General features: G+C 33.6%; 17 protein-coding genes and 3 pseudogenes. 2 read left to right on the forward strand and 18 right to left on the reverse strand.

What is annotated here, in order from left to right; all coding sequences use genetic code 11:
- Positions 1 to 374 precede the first annotated feature (374 nt).
- The 6 genes and pseudogenes from ACQKMD_RS16660 to ACQKMD_RS16685 all read right to left on the reverse strand — a co-directional run bounded on the left by ACQKMD_RS16660 (position 375) and on the right by ACQKMD_RS16685 (position 1,996).
- Positions 375 to 569, reverse strand: a complete 195-nt coding sequence (locus ACQKMD_RS16660; protein ID WP_427753350.1) for a hypothetical protein — start codon at positions 567 to 569, stop codon at positions 375 to 377.
- 158 nt (positions 570 to 727) lie between these two features.
- Entirely contained in the window at positions 728 to 850 is a 123-nt protein-coding gene (locus tag ACQKMD_RS16665; protein ID WP_427753395.1) for a hypothetical protein, read from the reverse strand.
- 28 nt (positions 851 to 878) lie between these two features.
- A pseudogene (locus ACQKMD_RS16670) lies at positions 879 to 1,025 on the reverse strand (N-acetylmuramoyl-L-alanine amidase); the annotation flags it as partial.
- 332 nt (positions 1,026 to 1,357) lie between these two features.
- Positions 1,358 to 1,558 (reverse strand): hypothetical protein, encoded by a 201-nt coding sequence (locus ACQKMD_RS16675; protein ID WP_427753352.1) that lies wholly within the window; start codon positions 1,556 to 1,558, stop codon positions 1,358 to 1,360.
- A gap of 61 nt (positions 1,559 to 1,619) precedes the next feature.
- Positions 1,620 to 1,790, reverse strand: coding sequence for a hypothetical protein (locus ACQKMD_RS16680; protein ID WP_427753353.1), 171 nt, complete (start codon positions 1,788 to 1,790; stop codon positions 1,620 to 1,622).
- A gap of 53 nt (positions 1,791 to 1,843) precedes the next feature.
- The gene (locus ACQKMD_RS16685; RefSeq protein WP_427753355.1) at positions 1,844 to 1,996 is read right to left on the reverse strand and encodes a hypothetical protein; all 153 of its coding nucleotides are present in this window, start codon (positions 1,994 to 1,996) and stop codon (positions 1,844 to 1,846) included.
- A gap of 83 nt (positions 1,997 to 2,079) precedes the next feature.
- Between ACQKMD_RS16685 and ACQKMD_RS16690 the strand changes: the two are divergent.
- A pseudogene (locus tag ACQKMD_RS16690) lies at positions 2,080 to 2,433 on the forward strand (YdcF family protein); the annotation flags it as partial.
- A gap of 160 nt (positions 2,434 to 2,593) precedes the next feature.
- A pseudogene (locus ACQKMD_RS16695) lies at positions 2,594 to 3,058 on the forward strand (DUF2691 family protein).
- A gap of 391 nt (positions 3,059 to 3,449) precedes the next feature.
- Here ACQKMD_RS16695 and ACQKMD_RS16700 read toward each other — a convergent pair.
- The 12 genes from ACQKMD_RS16700 to ACQKMD_RS16755 form a co-directional block, all read right to left on the reverse strand.
- Positions 3,450 to 4,238, reverse strand: a complete 789-nt coding sequence (locus ACQKMD_RS16700; protein ID WP_427753356.1) for an N-acetylmuramoyl-L-alanine amidase — start codon at positions 4,236 to 4,238, stop codon at positions 3,450 to 3,452.
- Position 4,239: 1 nt separating this feature from the next.
- Positions 4,240 to 4,491, reverse strand: a complete 252-nt coding sequence (locus ACQKMD_RS16705) for a phage holin (RefSeq protein ID WP_427753357.1) — start codon at positions 4,489 to 4,491, stop codon at positions 4,240 to 4,242.
- 11 nt (positions 4,492 to 4,502) lie between these two features.
- Positions 4,503 to 4,859 (reverse strand): hypothetical protein, encoded by a 357-nt coding sequence (locus ACQKMD_RS16710; RefSeq protein WP_427753358.1) that lies wholly within the window; start codon positions 4,857 to 4,859, stop codon positions 4,503 to 4,505.
- A 271-nt stretch (positions 4,860 to 5,130) separates the two neighbouring features.
- Positions 5,131 to 6,102, reverse strand: a complete 972-nt coding sequence (locus ACQKMD_RS16715; RefSeq protein WP_427753360.1) for a hypothetical protein — start codon at positions 6,100 to 6,102, stop codon at positions 5,131 to 5,133.
- 118 nt (positions 6,103 to 6,220) lie between these two features.
- Positions 6,221 to 7,303 carry a hypothetical protein gene (locus tag ACQKMD_RS16720; protein ID WP_427753362.1) on the reverse strand — a complete coding sequence of 361 codons (1,083 nt, stop codon included), beginning with the start codon at positions 7,301 to 7,303 and terminating at the stop codon, positions 6,221 to 6,223.
- Between the two features lie 45 nt (positions 7,304 to 7,348).
- The gene (locus ACQKMD_RS16725) at positions 7,349 to 7,906 is read right to left on the reverse strand and encodes a hypothetical protein (RefSeq protein ID WP_427753363.1); all 558 of its coding nucleotides are present in this window, start codon (positions 7,904 to 7,906) and stop codon (positions 7,349 to 7,351) included.
- Positions 7,907 to 8,127: 221 nt separating this feature from the next.
- Positions 8,128 to 10,881 (reverse strand): SPRY domain-containing protein, encoded by a 2,754-nt coding sequence (locus tag ACQKMD_RS16730; RefSeq protein ID WP_427753365.1) that lies wholly within the window; start codon positions 10,879 to 10,881, stop codon positions 8,128 to 8,130.
- A gap of 15 nt (positions 10,882 to 10,896) precedes the next feature.
- A complete protein-coding gene (locus ACQKMD_RS16735; protein ID WP_427753367.1) occupies positions 10,897 to 11,598 on the reverse strand; it encodes a hypothetical protein in 702 nt (233 codons plus the stop codon).
- Positions 11,599 to 11,625: 27 nt separating this feature from the next.
- On the reverse strand, positions 11,626 to 12,201 hold the full coding sequence (locus ACQKMD_RS16740) for a hypothetical protein (protein ID WP_427753368.1): 576 nt from the start codon (positions 12,199 to 12,201) through the stop codon (positions 11,626 to 11,628).
- A gap of 9 nt (positions 12,202 to 12,210) precedes the next feature.
- On the reverse strand, positions 12,211 to 13,251 hold the full coding sequence (locus ACQKMD_RS16745) for a hypothetical protein (RefSeq protein ID WP_427753370.1): 1,041 nt from the start codon (positions 13,249 to 13,251) through the stop codon (positions 12,211 to 12,213).
- Between the two features lie 10 nt (positions 13,252 to 13,261).
- Entirely contained in the window at positions 13,262 to 16,708 is a 3,447-nt protein-coding gene (locus ACQKMD_RS16750) for a hypothetical protein (protein WP_427753371.1), read from the reverse strand.
- A 20-nt stretch (positions 16,709 to 16,728) separates the two neighbouring features.
- Positions 16,729 to 18,447 (reverse strand): hypothetical protein, encoded by a 1,719-nt coding sequence (locus ACQKMD_RS16755; protein WP_427753372.1) that lies wholly within the window; start codon positions 18,445 to 18,447, stop codon positions 16,729 to 16,731.
- Between the last annotated feature and the right edge of the window lies 1 nt (position 18,448).

The following is an 18,448-nucleotide window of genomic DNA, read 5'->3' on the forward strand; positions in this document are numbered from 1 at the left end:
TCAGCCCGAACACTCTTCATTACTAAACTTTTTATATAAATTCTTTTCTTAGCAATGATGAACAGACCACTCTTTGTTTTTAATCGATATTCATTCCCAACTTTAACTATTTCTACAATCATATACTTTACATTTACTTTTAAAACCTGTACCTTTTAGTATTTTCCATATACGACTCCATTTTATGCGGAACAAGCTTTTTTTAATATGGTATATGCCAGCACCATTTTTGTAGTATTCATGGTATATCATTCCTTAAATTTACTTTATATAATGCTTACAAGGCTGCAATGGAACACGAGACTATAAATCGTGGTAAATAAAAAACCGTTGAAGCTTAGAGCCTCCACAGACAACTCCCTATATTGAGTGTATCAGTGAACCGTATTTGAACGTTCGCATACAAATAAACCTTGTACATGAACTCGATTATAACCATAGCCTTCAGGTACATAGATAAATTCAGCATTTGGGACGGGTAATGGCTTAACCTCTCGAATATCTGTGTCAGTTTCAAAATTCATTTTCTCACCATTTTTAAAAGTCACTTCCACATAATACTTCTTCATCTTCACTCCTCCTTTTACCTATTAATTTCCATATAAATAAATATATTACCTCTATTAATCGTTCGACATTTTCAGCCAAATAAAAAAACCCCATCCAATTAAGGACAGGGCTGATATAAAACAATTTTGATTTTATTTTTTGTTCTTTACTTCACTAATTAAATGTCGAATCCAATCTCTGCCCAAGTAACTCCTGCTTTACCACCACGCATTTTAGATGGACAGTTTTCCACTCCAGTAATTGTATTGGACCACATTAGATAATGGGATATTTTCATCATTCATGACTTTTTTAACGAGATCAGCAGCGTTTTGAACAGCCTTTTTATAATTCCCGTCACTGTTAACACAAATTTCGATATGGATGGAATTCGAATTTCCATTACCTAGACCATCTCCACCCGCCCAACATTTAATATTATGGTTGAATGATTGTACAGCTTCTTTATCATCCACAGTATAGTGCCATGATGCTGAACGACTGTTACCACCTGCTTGTAAACAACCATGAGCATCCGCATTCCAGTGGCTCTACCGTTATCTGTCTCGTGGATTGTAATCCATTTACGACCATTACCTATACTACTTGTTACTTTATTAATGATTGATTGCGAAACTATATTTTTACGGATAGTTACCATATGTTTATTTCTCGCCTTCTGTTTTCGTCTTAACCATTGCTAATAAATCAGAAACAAACGGGGCATTGGTGCACCCATTTTTACACCGTTTTCTGTAATTGAAATAAATTCGATGGCGATGCAATCGCTATTCCGTCACCTACATGTTCAGAGCCAAACAAAATACTTTCCACTAAATAAACAGCTGCAATCAATAACAACACATAAAGCTTTCGTGCAAATTAATCCAGTTGCATAATCCAATGCCAAAACAGCTAATAAAATAGTCACTGCTAGTCCCACCCCATCAACTAAATAAGAGACTAAAAATCCGATAGTTCCTGTAGTTGTTGCTATCCACTTTTCCATATCTACACCTCATTTTCTGCATAATAAAAAACACACCCAATTGGATGTGTTAGATTTTTTACTACTCTTCTGCTCTTAAACCCTCTTTGTACTCTTGGATTTCCCCGGCAAACTCCTTTAGGGTAATAAAGTTTTCTTCTTCGAGTAAATTCATAACGGAATACATAAATGCTAAGACATCTTTGTCTTTCATGTTATTCAAGGCTTTTTCTAATCCATCTAAATAGCTCATTTCTATCCACCTCCACTAATTTATTATTGGAGGGAAGTAGTAGTAAATATACGTTAATTTCCTACTATTTTTAATAATAAAAATAACGCTAGTCGATTGACTACGTTTGCTCTGTTGCTTGTCGAGAATCCATTAAATCGCATTGTAGTTTTAACAGCATCGACACCTGCCTTTATTGCGTCCTGTGTAACACTATCTGAATCCAAATCTTATCTGCCACTACTGTATCTCCTCATAGATGATATAAGCTTTTCCGCCTTCTACACCAAAACATACTGCGCAAATGTAAGCTGTAGAAAAAGGTATTCCTGTCGAACACACGATGAAAGAAGATCGTTCCGTGAATACGTATCAGAATATGCTTTTTTCAAAAAAAATTATGGAATCATTAAAAGGAAAGAATTACAACAGTATTTTTACAACAAACAATTTCCACCTTTTCCGTGCTGGATTATTTGCTAGACAAGCTGGATTAACCAGCCAAGGAATCGGTTTAAAAACAGCTTTCTATTATCGGCCAAATGCTATGATGCGAGAATATATCGCAGTTGTTGTTATGAATCGTGGGCGTCATGGTATTGTAATAGGAGTTATTAGTTGTTTATCAATCTTAGCAACCATTTTAAACTATTTATTCTTATAAAGTGATTTTAATGTATGAATAATCTAAGATTGAAACACCTAGCACTTCAAGCGAGACCACTGAAATAATCCATATAATAAGATAGCCCATTCTCGATTTTATAAGAATGGGCTATCTGTTTTTCTGTATAATAGATGCACTAATTTAGGGGGGATAATTTATGAAAAGAGGAATCAGTTTTGAAATTCCTAATGAATGTGGAAGTTTGCTTGGAGAAGTGCTTAAGCCGATTGACATTACTGCTTTTAGTTGGCAAATTGGCAGTGGTTAGTCATATAAAGTAGCAAATGAATTGGAAGAGGATCTTTTCTCGGAAGATAAAAACGTTTTTGTTTTTGATGGTGCCTAGCTCAAAGATCTATTAGAGAACAATAAATATTATATTATTTTCGCTGACTTACAAGCATATCCAAAAGGCGGATTCTCTGTAATTGAGACCTATGCTGAATTTATTGAAAGCAAGTGTGAACTGATTCTATTAGTCGTTGATTGCAGTTATGTCACCATATATTGCAAAAATAAGGAAGCAGTCGGATTACTATATAAAAATGCGAATGATTGTGGATTTGAATGTGTTGAATATATAACCGATGAAAATGATACAAGAACAAGCTTATCAATATGATAATGAAGAATAGACTTTGTTTAAAGGTCTTTAAAAACAACATTATTATTTAACATAGCCTAAATTTAAAAAGTTAAGTGAAAAAAATAGAGATGAGTTAGAAAAATTTTATAATTCTGCATTAATGATGGGAAGAAATTCATTAGTTCTGAGTATATAGGGAATTATAACTATGACTATATACAGACGAATTATTATTTTCTAAAAGAATTTAGTAATTGGTGGAAGCGCCGTAGGAATTGGTGTTAGGCAACCTGAGGATGGTTTAAAAGCTATTACTAAAGGATAAGACGATGCCGTTGAATATTACTAATAATTATTTTCACTGATAACTGACTAAAAACTACAAGCATCACTTATTTAGCTTGTAGTTTTTAGTTGGAAAATAAGCTTACACTTTTTCAACGTATTCTTTTTTAGCTGTGATGTACAATCCGCTTTTTGTTTTTAGTCGATAAGCGTTTCCATACCTTACAATGTCCACGATGGTATAAATGGTATTCTTATTACATTTCTCCATTCGTTCAGCTTTATTAAATTTCACTCGATTATATGCATGACAATCTTTTATGACTTTATATTTACCGGTTCCAGTTTTGTAATAACTATTAGAACTTACTGGTTTGCCGACGGTTGACACTTGTTTAGAATAGTCAAGATAATCCGCAATAACTGACGCAATACCTTGACAAATACATTCAAACTTATCATTGTAAATTTTCGCATCAGCTGCACTATCTACGAAACAAACTTCAATTAAAATAGCTGGCCTATTGGTACTATTTAAAAAATGTAATTCTTTTCTCTCTTTTGATCCACGATCTTTTAAACCACTTACGCTCGCAATTTCGGCACTAACTTTTATAGATAATGCTATTGCATCGTAATACAAACATTCGGTACCTCGTGGTTCGCTAGTTTTAGATGCTGCGTTAAAATGAATGCTAATATCTAAATCTCGTACTTTACCATTATGGTATTTGACAATAGTATTTAAATCTTGATTTTGTGTGATAGATGTATCATCGTGGAAAGTATACCCACTACCATCATATCCTGTTGTTAATATTTCATATACGCGATTGGCCACTTTACGTGCCTCATTCACTTCATCAAGAATCCCTTTTGCTCCACAAACTTTTAATGCATGTCCACTTGAAATTACAAATTTTCTCACCATATTATTTCAATCCTTCAGATTTTAATGTTTTTTCTTGTTTACGTGCTTTTTTCGTTAATAAATAAGTATTTTTATAAATACCATAAACAACCAATATGAAAGGTACTGTTGCTAACAATGCATTTACAAAAGCGTCTATTGTTTCATTGGTAAACCAAGTAACTATGACCCCTAACGTCTGCAAAAATAAAAGGACCGCTGATAGCAGGCCCCCAAATAGTGCGATATATTGTGTTAATTTTTCCGTTGTCATTAAATGACCTCCTATTGCGCTAATATATTGAATAATGATTGTAAAAATAAATAAAGCACGCTTCCAGCCCCACCGTATTTTAATAGTAAGTCGGCATTACGTTCCATTTTAGTTTTACGTAAATCATAAGTACGAACCTTCTCACTCTCTAATGCCGTATCTCTAGACTTTATAAGATCCCATTGTTTATCCATAGTAGATTGCAAAAAAGAACGGGTTTCACTATTTTCTTGTAAAATGATATTCTCTAACTTCACATAATTTTGTTCAATTTGCTTTAATCGCAGTTCTTGTTTCAAATCACTTTCTTCGAGCGCAACAATCCGCTCTTCGTGATTTCCTAAGCGGTCATCAAATAGATTTTCCATCGACACTCTCCCATTTTAGACAAAATAAAAAAGATATTCTAAGTGAATATCTTTAGAATGATATAGATTTTTGTTAGTTGCGTCCTCTTTTCTTCCTTATTGTTAGAGGAATCTCCTATTTACCTGCCACAATAGATCTAGCACCTCCAACCATCGGATGATTTTGAAATTACGCTAAACAATTGCGTATAACTTGTTTTACATACAATCTCCCACCCCTTTTAGGCAAAATAAAAAGGCCTCATTTGAGCGCCTGCTGTTCCGTTTATTATTAATAATTTATTTTATAATCGCCATTTGAAAAGATCGTTACTAGCAATTCGTCGTTATTTGGATATTCGTAGTCGTAGTCTTTGCCGTGTACAGCTTTTTTCCACGTGCCTTTCATGTCCATTTGTGTAATGAGTGCATCGATTTCTGCAACGTCTGACGTATCTTTGATTGATAGGGCATAAGCAAAACGCATTGTATCACAAGTTCCTCGTAACTTCGCCCACTGCACCGATGTTACTCCTGCTAATAACTTTGGTGTCATGCCCTTTGTAATCACTTCATCTACTATCGGACTTACTTCAATCCATTCTGTACCATTATGGGCGTACCAAGTAGCGCCTGAGTTAAAAGAAACGATTATTCGGACCATTCCATTTCCTAATGCAGTCGCTGTCAACTTTACAGAGTCGATATTTTCGATTGAACGGATGTTAATGTCTTTTGTAGGATAAACAAGTTGATCATTTGGAATAGCATTTACTATTATAGGTTGAGATTCTTCAACTTCGGTATATTTCACTAATTGTATAGTAGTATCTACTAATAATTCTTTCCATGCTTCTTTTGGGATAACTGATAAATCACTCATTCCTTCTTCTTGAAATTGAGTTTCAGTGGGTAATGTTGTCGATACTAATTGCCATGATGGTTGAATTTCTGAACTTCCTTTATACCATTTCTTATACTCACCTTTAGACAAAATAAAAGATTTATACATAATGCTAAGGTACCAATTAAGAATATCTTCATCCCGTCTATATTCTAAGCATGTAATAGAATTGTGTGTAGCTGTCACTTCATTTTTTGGATTAAACCATTCAACATATTGTGTAGAATGATCTGCATCAAATATCCATTGAAGATTCACACTTTCGATCTTTTCGTCTATAGTCGTCACTTCATTTTTTGGATTAGACCATTCAACATATTGTGTAGAGTAATCTGCATCAAATATCCATTGGAAATTCACACTTTCGTTCAGTTTGTATCATCCTTTCTATTTTAGATAGTTGATTTTTATATAACCAGTATCCAGTGACGTTTTTTGAATTTATTATGTGTTAAATATCAATTTATTATTTGTCTAATTATGAAATTAAATAAGCAAGGCGAGCGGTAATACTAGATGCCGTAATAGAAGCAGCACTTAAACTAATGCAAAAAGCACCGCAACCAGAAGTATTAGCCGAATAGCCGCCAAATAAAGCAATTCTATCCCCACTACCTACATATAGAGAATCTCCAAAATAAGTTGATTCAGTTCCGCCTACACTAGAAGGTAAGAATGTAAAGTCAAAATCTCCATTTATTTTCTTGAAATTAGTAATATAATTAGTTATGGAAGGTAACGTAAAATTACCCACTCTACTATAATTACCTGTAAAAACATCATCTTTAAATTTTTTCTTGCTTACATATGGAATATAATTTGAAATATTTAATCCATCTAAAAACTTCCAATAATTTCCCCATAAATTTTCAATCCCACGGTAACTAACTACATCTGTATTTGCAGTTTTATTTCCATAAGAATTGTTCCCACAAACTAAACTTACTCCTGTTTTAATATATGGATCACTACCTCCTGAGGTTCTACCTTTACCTAATGCTACTTGACTATTTAAACTGCCGTATTCAGTAATGAATAACATTTGAACAGCACTTATTAAGTAAAAATCTTGTTGTCTATAATCAGAACCGTTTAATTCAGCCGCACTTCTAAATTGTGCCCTAGTTTTATTCACTGTAACAGTTTTGTTAGGTAAACTTCTTAATCTTCCTGAAGAATCAACCCATCCTTCAAATGCAGAAATATATTGATAATCCTCAACTATACCTTCTTCGCGATTGAATGCTGGATGGACTTTATATCCATCTTTTTCTTTTTCGATTACCTCGCATCTATACACATCATTAAAACTAACTAATGTTCCAATTTCAACTTTATAATAAAATTTAGGGATTTGAACCATGCAGTTCCACCCTTTAGATTCATATGTACTCCAATCTACTTTACTTCCATCTTGCCATAAGTTAGTGTTATTTGTATGGTGAATACCTACAACTTCACCTGATTGAGATAAAGCAACTCGTCTCATTTTTGAATGAATAGTGTTATTAAAATATTCTTTATCATGCTTAATATAATCTACTTTATTTAATTCTCCCATTTTTCACCCTCCAATATTGTCGCGTTATAGTTACTTTCGTTTTTATCATTTCAAATTAATGCCTATCAATTCCTTAAATATCGAAGTATCAATTGTTGTCCTATACAATGTGCCATGTGTGAAATTTTCACCCTTCATCATTGTATATTCATATTTAGTTTTCAATTTCATTTTTCCATCGAAAACAACATGAGCATTTTCTATAAAATCAGTCGAGTCAGTGTTATCAAATCCCATTTGCGTCACTACTATATTTTGTTGACCAGATATAAACTTAAGAATTTCCAATGGAGCACGTAAGAATGATGAAGTATAGTCAATCGAAATGCTATATTGTCGTGGTACGGATGCTGAAGCTATTACACCTAATTTCATAACTTGGTTGTAATCCTGGTTACCAGCACTACCGCCATTGATCGGAATATATTCAGTGCCACTCCATATACATAAGGTTTGGCTATTTCCATTTATTATATCTACTCTGATAACATACAACATGTTAAATTGTCCCACTCCAGGTAAAGCTTCGCGATCATCTACGAATGTAACTTCTTTTAATACATCATTTATTGGGATATTTTTTATTAATTGTACTTTTGTCACTTTTACACCTCTAATCGTGAGTTAAATCAATATAGAACATTACCGTTTGTTCTATTGTGTTGGCTTCACCAACTTTACATAAAATCGGTAGTCGATATTGGTTTATATATCTACAACTGCACTTCTAACTTTTTATTTTGAATAAAAGCTTACATCCAATCCCCCACCCCCTTAAGACAAAATAAAAAGGCCTCATCAAAGCGCCTGCTGTTTTCATTTTATTAATAATTAATTTTATAATCACCATCTGCGTAGATTATTACTTGCAATTCGTCGTTGTTTGGATATTCATAGTCGTAATCTTTGCCATGTACTGCCTTTTTCCAAGTACCTTTCATGTCCATTTGCGTAATAAGCGAGTCAATTTCTCCGACGTCTGTTGTATCTTCTATAGATAGGGCGTACGCAAAGCGTATTGTATTGCTAGTTCCTCGTAACTCTGCCCATTGTGTTGAAGTAACGGCTGCTAATGTCGCTGCCGACATCCCATGCATAATTGCTTCACCTACTATCGGACTTACCTCAATCCATTTCATACCGTTGATAGTGTGCCATTTAAGACCGCCATCAAACGAAGTAATAACACGTATTCTGCCGTGATTTAATTCGTTTACTGTTAACTTTATATAATCGATATTTTCAATCCATCGGATGTTGATATCTTTTGTTGGTAATACTAATTGGTTATGCGGAATTGCTGATAAATTTACAATCGGGGAATGATTTTCATCGCTTACCCATGTTACGATACCAATATTATTTACCTCACCTAACAATGGTAGTTTAGTAGTTGGAATCGAATCCATGCCATGTTCTTGGAATTGACCTACAGTAGGTGTTGTTGTTGAAACTACTTCCCATGTAGATTGACCATGTGAATAAAGTGCAATTTTACTTAAGCTTAGATATTCTGTCGATCCAGAGTTTTGAATAATGACGAACCTAAAATATCTTGCTACAACGGTTTCTATGTTTCTCTCAATCATAGAGAATAGAGAGTTAAAAGGAGAATCAACATATGAAACATCATCAGCTATAATCCACTTAGAACCATCTAATGAATACTCAAATCTCCATTTTTTTGGAGCCCGACTTATCATTTGAGTAGCAGATAAAGAATAACGACTAACATGTTGATTTTGTGCAAATGTCATGTTAATAGTTCCAGTCAATACGTTTAACTTAGTTAACCAGTCATTTCCACCTATATTCTCCACACCATTAAATGCATACCAAATGGCTCTTGCTGTACTATATTCTGAAGTAGCAGAGACAGTTAAACCCTGACCGCTATAACCTGTTAAAATAGGAGTTATGGTATTAATCGAATCTGCTTCCTTATATTCAATCCACTTCTTATACTTACTATCATGGTAAATAAGAGATTTCTTTTGAGTAGTTTTGAGCGTTTCTATTTCTAAGACTGGACGGAATGCTCTAGCAACAGCAGCATCACTTGATGATCCTTCATGATAAGCATCTATTCCAAGAGGAATTATACCTGACGCACTGTTACCTCTTGCAACTCTATAAGAAGAATTTGCACCCGTAGAAGATGTCCACGTTCTTGTGTTTCTAACATTCCAGTTCCAAACATTATTATCTCCCGCTGTAATAAGATCATTAAGAGTAGAATTAACAATATATTTGTCCCACTCATTATCTTTATCGGTATTAGATATACCTCCTGTTAATAAGCGTACCTGTAAAGAATATTCACTGTTATCTTTAGATAATGTATCAAATCCATTAGGTATAGGGAAATGCATGTCTTTTTTTGCAACAAAGACTGTAACTCTACTGGTATTTGGAGTTGAATTTGTCCCACCACCATAAATGTAAATCTGTTTAGTAAAAATACTTTTTAAATTCGAAACAGCTATTCCTTGGAACTCACCGTTTATAGAAAAACTAACCACACCATTATCAATATCAAGAAGCATTCCTACAATATCAGTGTCTAATATTTTTCTACAGTATGAAGAACTTTCTACTGCTCCTCCTTCTATAGTGCCGTCTTTAGTAAGATAAAATACATTCTTATTTGTAGAATGTCCGGCTCCATAATTAACCCCTTCTTGTGCTATTCCAATTCGTGCGTATCCTAATTCCATCTTAAACTCTATATACCATTTTCCTGATTGTTTAAGTGAATTTAAAATTCGGATACCATTGTCACCTGTTACTGTAGTAGAATTGTTTGTTAATGATAACGTCCCTAGTGATGAATCAAATAATACAGGTTCGAAATCAACATTTCTTCCTACTACAATGCCATCAGCATTTAGAGTATCCCAACTAATACTGTGCTGAATATTACGATCCGCTATCAAACACTTCTTTCCATTCCAATCTTCTACCATAATAAAATAAAAATCACCATTAGGCATAGCAGAAGATTCAATTGGAATAAAGTCTAAAGTTTCTTCTCCCAATCCACTAAACTGACCTACTAGGTTAGCAGAAGCTTGATAATGGCAGCGAATACGTTTACCTACTGTTAAATCTTTTATATTTGTTACTTCATCTGGATGCAATAGACAACCTTCAACATCAATATCAATTGCATCCAAGTTAATCCCTCTAGCTTTTGTTTTATCATTACACACAATCTCAAAGTCATGAAAATCATCACTTAGACCTGACTTCTCATAAACTAATGCTTGAAAACCGAATGTGTTATAAAGACTAAAATTACCCTCATTTATTCCATCTATAAAAATAGAATTACTATTAGAGAAGTCAAACCCTTTATTAGAATTACAATACATAACAAGTCTTATTCTACTTGTTTTAGCTTTAAATTTTATCTTTCCATTTTTATCTGCAATCTGTAGATGTAATGTTTTGTCATAATGATTATTATCTTCTTTCCAAAACTCCCACAATCCATCATATTTAATAGCTGGATAACTATCATCATATCTTTTCCAACCAATTTCTGGTACTGTTAATTTATCCCCTACTTTAGCCATCTATTTTAACCTCCTTTATTCTTCATATTCAAATACCGGTCTGAACCCTGCATATGCGGCTCCTATATTTGAAGTCGCATTGCCATGACCTGGAGCTGGAATTTTTTCTATCCCATCCCCATGAATATATTTACCAGATCGCAACACTCTATTTGTACTTGGAGCAATAGATACTATTGGCGTATCTTGACACCAAGTATAGGCACCGGTACTTTTCTGAGCATTACGTGTAAAATGAAACACGTCATCTAATTCTTTACCGCTAGAAATTTTATCTTTCGGAAAATTCATAATATATTTATCCCATTCATTGTTTGATGGCCAACCACCATAACCTTGTTCTGTTAATGATTTATTACCATTAACATCTGCAAATGCCACCCCACCTGTAAGAGAACGAAGAATACCACTAGTGTTATGGTCGCTTATAGTTAATGGTAATCCTTGAACTATTTTTTGACTATTCATGGTATCCCAAGAATAACTATGAATAATTATTCTATCCCCTACTAATATCCCTTTTGCAACTTTTATAAAATAGAAAAACCTATTTCCACTTGTTGCTCCCGTAAGAGCGCATTCTGGATAACCTAATTCTTTTGCTGTCAAACAAGTGGACCATGAATTAGCAGCAATTATTGAAACTTTAATATAATCTCCTATTTCCATATTAGCTATATTGACTCTAAGTTGACCTGTTGTTGCTGGCAATGGCATATTTAAGCACTCCTTTATATTGATTATTTAGTCAATATTTAAAGTTTTAATTTTTGCAAATTCACCAATATCAATATTTACTCTATAAAGTGAACCTTCTTTAGTCCACGCTTCATCAAGGTGCATAGGTATTTCATATTCAGTTTTTAATTTCATTTTCCCATCAAATTGAACATAATCATTTAATTCAAAATCAATTTTTTCTGAGTTATCAAATGTATTTTGTGTTGTCACGACATTTTGATCGCTGGCTTTAAATTTTAGGATTTCCAACGGCGCACGTAAAAATCCCCCTGTTTTTTCGATGATTAAGCCAATTTTCTTTGGTGCTGCCATTGAGGCTGTCACACCAAGGCGGGTCACTTGTTTATAATTTTGTACACCATCACTACCCGTACCACATGCAATTGCTGAATACTCTAAACCCTTCCAAATATAAATAGTTGGTAGTCCATTGTTTGTCTCATCGGCTTTGACAAGGTATAGAACATCTAGCTTACCAACTGCTGGTAGATCAGAGCGATTTTCAAAATCTAATACTTCCTCATCCACTTTACCTGTATTTGTACCCGCTAATACGGTATTCAAATACACCTTTGTCATTTAATCACCTCAATCGTGATTTATTTTTATTTCGAAAAATACTTTTTCAGCAGAAGTTGCTATACCTGTCTTTTCAACTCTTATCCAAAATGGGATAATTTGTTGAGCGTTGATTCTGTCGATATTTAATACGTCTGAATAAGTACCATGAGAACCGCTGATATCTTCAGCTATGTCAGCCCATTCATAGCCGAAAAGCATACTGTATTTTTGTATCGTAAGCTGAATGTTATCAATAATAGAGGTTGATTGATTATATAATTCTAGTTGCAATTCTAAGGCTGTTGAATTCACGCTCCCGATCTCATTTGGATTGATTTCATCTAATGAAACGCCATTTCTTTGAATCAAAAGTGATGATCCGTAGTAGTAAATATCCCCACCAAAGAACTCTGCGGTTTGTTCAACAACTATTAACTTCCCATCTAATAACTTTAGTGTGCCAGCAACAACTAAATGTGGTAATTCAATTGTTGCTGAACCGAAAATATCTACTACTGCTGAAATAACCTCATCGCCATATTCAAACGCAACAGAAAAACCGCCTGGCAAGTTTTTCACTTGTAGACGGTTGTTTTTTGTTGCAACAAATCTATTTATAATGAGTGGTTTGAAGGTTGATTGACCTTGTTTTGCGATAAATCCGATTTTTCTAAATGGGTAATCTACAGAATTGATATACTCAAAAATATTGTTTCGTTGCATATAGAAATCAAAATTATTTCCCTCACGAATTACTTTGATATTTTCTAAATGGGCTTGTGTGGCATCTTCTGATTCTAGTAATTCTGAAAATTCATCTTCATTATTATAGAGTATAAGCCCGCCTGAATCATTTTCTAACAAGGGTGTATAATCAATGCTTACTTCAAATGCATTAGCATCAGAAGGAATATTTTTGAGCACCATAACGTCACTAGATAACAAATGATCAATAGTTAATGAACCACTACCAATCGTAGTCGCATTTGGATTAGTTAATTGCCAGTCACTATTAGTTTTAAACTGTTCATCAAATATTACCCCACTCGATTCTTTAATTAAAATCAAAATAAGCCTCCTATCTAGTCTTTTTAGTGAACCATGTTGAGTAAAAATTCGCTCGCGCCGGGATCAACCAAATAACTTTTTTCTTTTTCTTTTTGTTCGGTAATTCAAACGCTTCAAGTTCAATTAAATCAGTGATAATTTTGGTTCCTGCTATAGAAGCATTCAATTGAACTGCTGCTACATCTACCACATCATTATTAATAATCACTTCAAATCCAATCACATCGGTGTTAATTATGCGATTCTTAATCAAAGACTCGAAGGTAATATTTTCGACATGGATAATGGTGTTAAGTTTAATATGTTCTAAGTTAATATGTTCCGATAATACGACGATTTGCTCTGTTATTTCATCTTGAACGAATTCATCTATATCGAATATAGCTTCTTTTATTATTCCTTGTTTATCTATGACGTTTGCTTCAAGCGTCATTTCGGAAATATATGCATATTGATTTTGTGAAGTTGTATCAAACATTGATATCCGGTTAATAGCACTCTGTGAATTATTATCAACTTCAACGTCAGTTTTACTGATAAATACATCGTTAGTGATATGTTTAGCTTTATATAATTTAGTATAACCAGTGCTTTTCAGCTCTTTTACTTCAGTATCAAATGCTATCATACGTTCTTTTATTGATGTAACAGGATTTTCTTTCGTTTGAAATACTTCATTTTGATTTTTTATTTTAATTGAGGAAATTTCATCACTATTATAAATATTGTTGCCAACGTTCATGTGAATAGAAGTGACCTCACCTGCATTATGTGTATCGTAAGTTAAATCCATTTGGACAGATTTAATTTCATCTGCGTCAATTTTCTTTATTTCATTGACCATGCCTTCTAATTTGATTTCATCAGTAGAGATGGTAGCTATTTCGGGGCTCTCATCAGGCACTTCTGTTATCTCTATAGGGTTGATGGTTTCAATTAAATCATTTGCAGGTTCGACAACATCGTAAAAATTATTCCCTGTTTTTAAAGTAACTTCGCCAACTTTGTGAGCAGCATATAAACGAGTTTTTAACGATAATCTATCGATTGTTATCAAATTAATCTCATGCTCTTTTGTAACTGCATAACTATCAACCGCAACCTCATCTACTTCACGTGTCTTGTTCAGCGCATCGTTTTCGGTTATTTGCTCATTAGTTAATATAACTTTTGCTGATTCAATTACCACACCGTTAATCTCTTCTGTACCCAGTGTTTCAATGACTTTATCGATGGATTCGAGTTGTAATTCATCTGAGTCCGATAAACACTGTACTTCACTAATATCACTGTTTATTTCAATGGTATTTAAGCTAACATTATTAGTTATCTTTTCCGTAAAAGTTCCGGCTGTTCTGATCAAAACTAGAGTTTTTCTAATACTTTCAATGTTAAAATCAATTGCGTCATAAATTAGTTGAACATGTACATGCTCCATTTCTGATAATTCATTTACACTTAAAATCTCTACAACTTTATTAAATGATTTATCCTTGTATTCTTCCACATTGCTTTTCACGGCTACGCTTAATTGATCTTCAATTGATATTAAGTCCGTATAAACTTCGAAAATATTATGAGCTGTATGTTCTAATTTTTTATCCATGATTAATATGACATTTCGATTTCCGGCTTCTAATTTTATTTCATCAACATTTAAATACTCAATCCCTAACTGCTCATTATCAATATTCTTAGTATCATAATCACGATTACCAACAGTCATGTCAGTCTTTTCAATTTCGCAAACTTGGTATGAGTTATTATCTGTTGATAGATTTTCGTTCCCAATCATTTTAAGATCGTGCCCATTCGTAGCTGTGTAACCATTACTTTCAACTTCAAAAACTCCATGTCTTGTAGTGAGTGTAATATCTTTGGCTATTTGCTCCGTTGTATTAATAAACTGCAAAGACCCAATAAGCATATTTCGAATTTGATCCGTATTAATATCTTGACTAGATTCGATGGTTTCGATTTGTATTCGACATAAATTAACCGTTTGAACTACTTTATTAACAGATTTTAGTTGCTGTGTACTTGCATCAAATGAAAGCTGTACATGGGTAATAGTTGTATCATTTTCATCCGCAACACAAATTAATGGGTGATTAAATGTGATATGCGATATAGACGTTTTAAGGGATTCAACTAATTCATTGATTTCGCGAACAGTTTCAACATTTGCTTGAGTAGTATCATGAATTGACTGAAGATAAACAGATTGTACTTCATCTAAGTCGTTTGTATTTAACCAAATTGGTTTTTTATCAAATAAACCTCTGTTGTACTTAATTACATCAATAGCAAGAATTTTACTATCAAAAATCTCTACTTGTTGAAGATTGATGCCCACTTCAAGTTTATTTTGAGTCGATTCCTTCGACACTTCATTCACAATTTGAGAAAGATTCTTATTTGTACTTTCTAATCTGATTTCATCAGTATTCAAATAATTAAGTTCTAAAATTTCTCTGTTAATGTTGGTAACTGTAAATTCTTCTATTCGCGAATTCTTTTCAGTATCTAGTTGGATAGCGTCCATTACAAAATCACTTGCTGCATTTTTATAAATAATTTCTGTATTTTCAATAATAAATATCTTGTTAAACCTGGCAATCATTTTTACTTCTGATGCAATTTCTTGTTCGTAATCATGAATTTCTTTATTCAATTTGAATGTAGTGATAATCGGAATTATTAATTCTTTTGATTCCTTTGTTATTTCTTGTACTACATAAACTGACAAGTGTGTTATGCTTTCATTTATTTGTTCTGCTGTTGCATGTATTGGCACGACAAACGTTTCAACTTCATCAGAAATCCGAGTGAATGTAATTATAGGTGTTACATAGACTAATCCCTTTGAGTATACAAATATTACTTCATTAACAATTTCATTGACATATGAGCTGAGTGTACGTTCATCTACGCTTATCACACTTTTAAGAATGGTTAAATACGAGTTTTGCAAGTTGGTTTCAAACTTTTCGTCAACGTTTACAAAATTGATTATGTCAATCATTTCAACATTGATAACTACTGATGTTTTGCTTTTACTAAACAATATTTCATAGCAATCTATACTATCAATCGTATCAACATCGATAACTACTGATGTTTTGCTTTTACTAAACAATATTTCATAGCAATCTATAATATCAATCGTATCAACATCAATAACTACTGATGTTTTGCTTTTATTAAACGATATTTCATAGCAATCTATAATATCAATCGTATCAACAGCAAAAGAATATTTTTTACTTTTTTGATTACCCACTGAAAATGAATATGTTCTAAAAACGCCATTATCCGCAACGAGGGGATAATGGCGATATTTTTCAACTTTATTTACTGTATTAACATTGGCGAATGTGTATGAAGGTTCTTGATGAGCGACGAACGAATATTTTTTGTGTTTGTTATTCACTCTGAACGAATACTTACTTTTCATCACTGTTCACCCCGTTGATATTAATGCTTTTTCTTGAAAACACCCCAACCAATACCAACGTAAGGTGTAGTCGTATCTAGCGCCATTGGCGTAATTGGCGTTTCAGATAAATTATATTGATGTGTATTAGATACGTTGTATGATGCTGTGATTACAGCCCCATTCGTTGGCGCTGTAATAAATTCTACAACTTTGTAATCATCATCATAATTTATTTTTTGTTCTACGCAATCAATGTATACAAGTGGTTTCTCGTCTGTAGTATGACGATACAAATGGAATGTCGTTGTATATCCATCTCCTACACCGATATTTTCATGCACAATTGTATCTTCGATTTCTAATTCTGCATCTTGTTCAAGACCACTTGGGTGCACTGCGTAAATATCATCCAGAACACCAACCTCTTTATCATAGTGATGCGAAATATACATAAATGAATCATGATATTTTTCGTCGTATACCGATGGACCTTGCCCAGATTCGATGCGCTCAATATCTTTATCGTGAGTAATAAATGATAAGTAATGTTGTTGGTGATATGAACCACCGATTGTTTGTTGCAACAAAGGATAATTATTTCCGTTTGATGTCTCTGGCCCAGAATCCACTAAATGCCCGCCAACTTTTTTATCTTTAGACCAAACAGCATTTGCACCAGTACGACAGCCACCAATTAGTACTGTATTTTGCTTCGGTTTTTTACCACAATTGTTGATACGCCCAAGATACAGTGGAACGTGCCAAATGTTATTTGGATCTGACGCAGCGTCTACACGTAAATGCAATGCTAGTCGGTCTTTATTAATCGAACCCCAAATATGCAATAGCGAATCACGACCGAATGAAGCATTTAAGTTAACTTCATTTGTAAGTGTCATCACCGTTACCTGTGAAGGGCGTTTGAAAGTAGCTGCGCTGAATGCTATAGCACCCATACCGTCGGATGTGTTTAAAGCACCACTAGCCACAGCTAATAAATCACCATAATCATTATTCTCATCAAACCCACGTACAGACATACTACTAGCACTAATCACTCCTTTTTTCGGGGCGTCGTAGAAAGTGATGATTCCTGTCGAAATTTGAACCGTATAATCAAATTCATCTACCTCAACCTTATCAATAAACACCTTCACGCTACCAGGTTTAATATCTGTTTTATCTAAAGAAAAAGTTTTCAGTTCGCCATCAGCATCACCTATTTTAGTGATTGGATTTTCGATATCGAATGTTACTGAGTCAAAGAGGAAGATACCGAAAGCATTCATTGGTTCAAAAGCTTTTGCAGAAAGTGAGTAAGATGCTTTAATAATACCTGTAGGCGCTGTTTTGAATGTAATTGTACGGCCTCTTCTATCGATTGTGTATTCTGTATCAACTACTTCAGAATCTCCAACTTGAACAATCTCCGTTCCTGGAAGAATGTATTCGGTAGGGAATTCAAATACAGTTTTTTTTCCGTCACCGATACCGATATTTGATAATTTTGAGGCGATTGTGACGAATCGTTCATCTGCGAACGTGGGTTTTTCTAGGTCATATGTGTTCACTATACCAAATTTACGGATAACTTTATCCGATCCTTTCGTTTGGAATAGACGAACTTCTGCGTATTTTTCGCCATTTTTCGAACGGTATTTAGCAAATTCCTCCCAACCTACCGACTGTAAAAGAGTTGATAAGGTATTTGGAAAACGTTGTAACATAATTTTTTCATCAATCCATCTTAACGTCATT

The sequence above is a fragment of the Viridibacillus sp. NPDC096237 genome (assembly GCF_050278625.1).
In the GTDB taxonomy this organism is placed as follows: Bacteria; Bacillota; Bacilli; order Bacillales_A; family Planococcaceae; genus Viridibacillus.

Bases quoted from the DNA above. Each gene is read 5' to 3' on its own strand.
- ACQKMD_RS16660 (WP_427753350.1), bottom strand. From the start codon at position 569: ATGAAGAAGTATTATGTGGAAGTGACTTTTAAAAATGGTGAGAAAATG.
- ACQKMD_RS16665 (WP_427753395.1), bottom strand. From the start codon at position 850: ATGATGAAAATATCCCATTATCTAATGTGGTCCAATACAATTACTGGA.
- ACQKMD_RS16675 (WP_427753352.1), bottom strand. From the start codon at position 1,558: ATGGAAAAGTGGATAGCAACAACTACAGGAACTATCGGATTTTTAGTC.
- ACQKMD_RS16680 (WP_427753353.1), bottom strand. From the start codon at position 1,790: ATGAGCTATTTAGATGGATTAGAAAAAGCCTTGAATAACATGAAAGAC.
- ACQKMD_RS16700 (WP_427753356.1), bottom strand. From the start codon at position 4,238: ATGGTGAGAAAATTTGTAATTTCAAGTGGACATGCATTAAAAGTTTGT.
- ACQKMD_RS16705 (WP_427753357.1), bottom strand. From the start codon at position 4,491: ATGACAACGGAAAAATTAACACAATATATCGCACTATTTGGGGGCCTG.
- ACQKMD_RS16710 (WP_427753358.1), bottom strand. From the start codon at position 4,859: ATGGAAAATCTATTTGATGACCGCTTAGGAAATCACGAAGAGCGGATT.
- ACQKMD_RS16720 (WP_427753362.1), bottom strand. From the start codon at position 7,303: ATGGGAGAATTAAATAAAGTAGATTATATTAAGCATGATAAAGAATAT.
- ACQKMD_RS16730 (WP_427753365.1), bottom strand. From the start codon at position 10,881: ATGGCTAAAGTAGGGGATAAATTAACAGTACCAGAAATTGGTTGGAAA.
- ACQKMD_RS16735 (WP_427753367.1), bottom strand. From the start codon at position 11,598: ATGCCATTGCCAGCAACAACAGGTCAACTTAGAGTCAATATAGCTAAT.
- ACQKMD_RS16740 (WP_427753368.1), bottom strand. From the start codon at position 12,201: ATGACAAAGGTGTATTTGAATACCGTATTAGCGGGTACAAATACAGGT.
- ACQKMD_RS16750 (WP_427753371.1), bottom strand. From the start codon at position 16,708: ATGAAAAGTAAGTATTCGTTCAGAGTGAATAACAAACACAAAAAATAT.
- ACQKMD_RS16755 (WP_427753372.1), bottom strand. From the start codon at position 18,447: ATGACGTTAAGATGGATTGATGAAAAAATTATGTTACAACGTTTTCCA.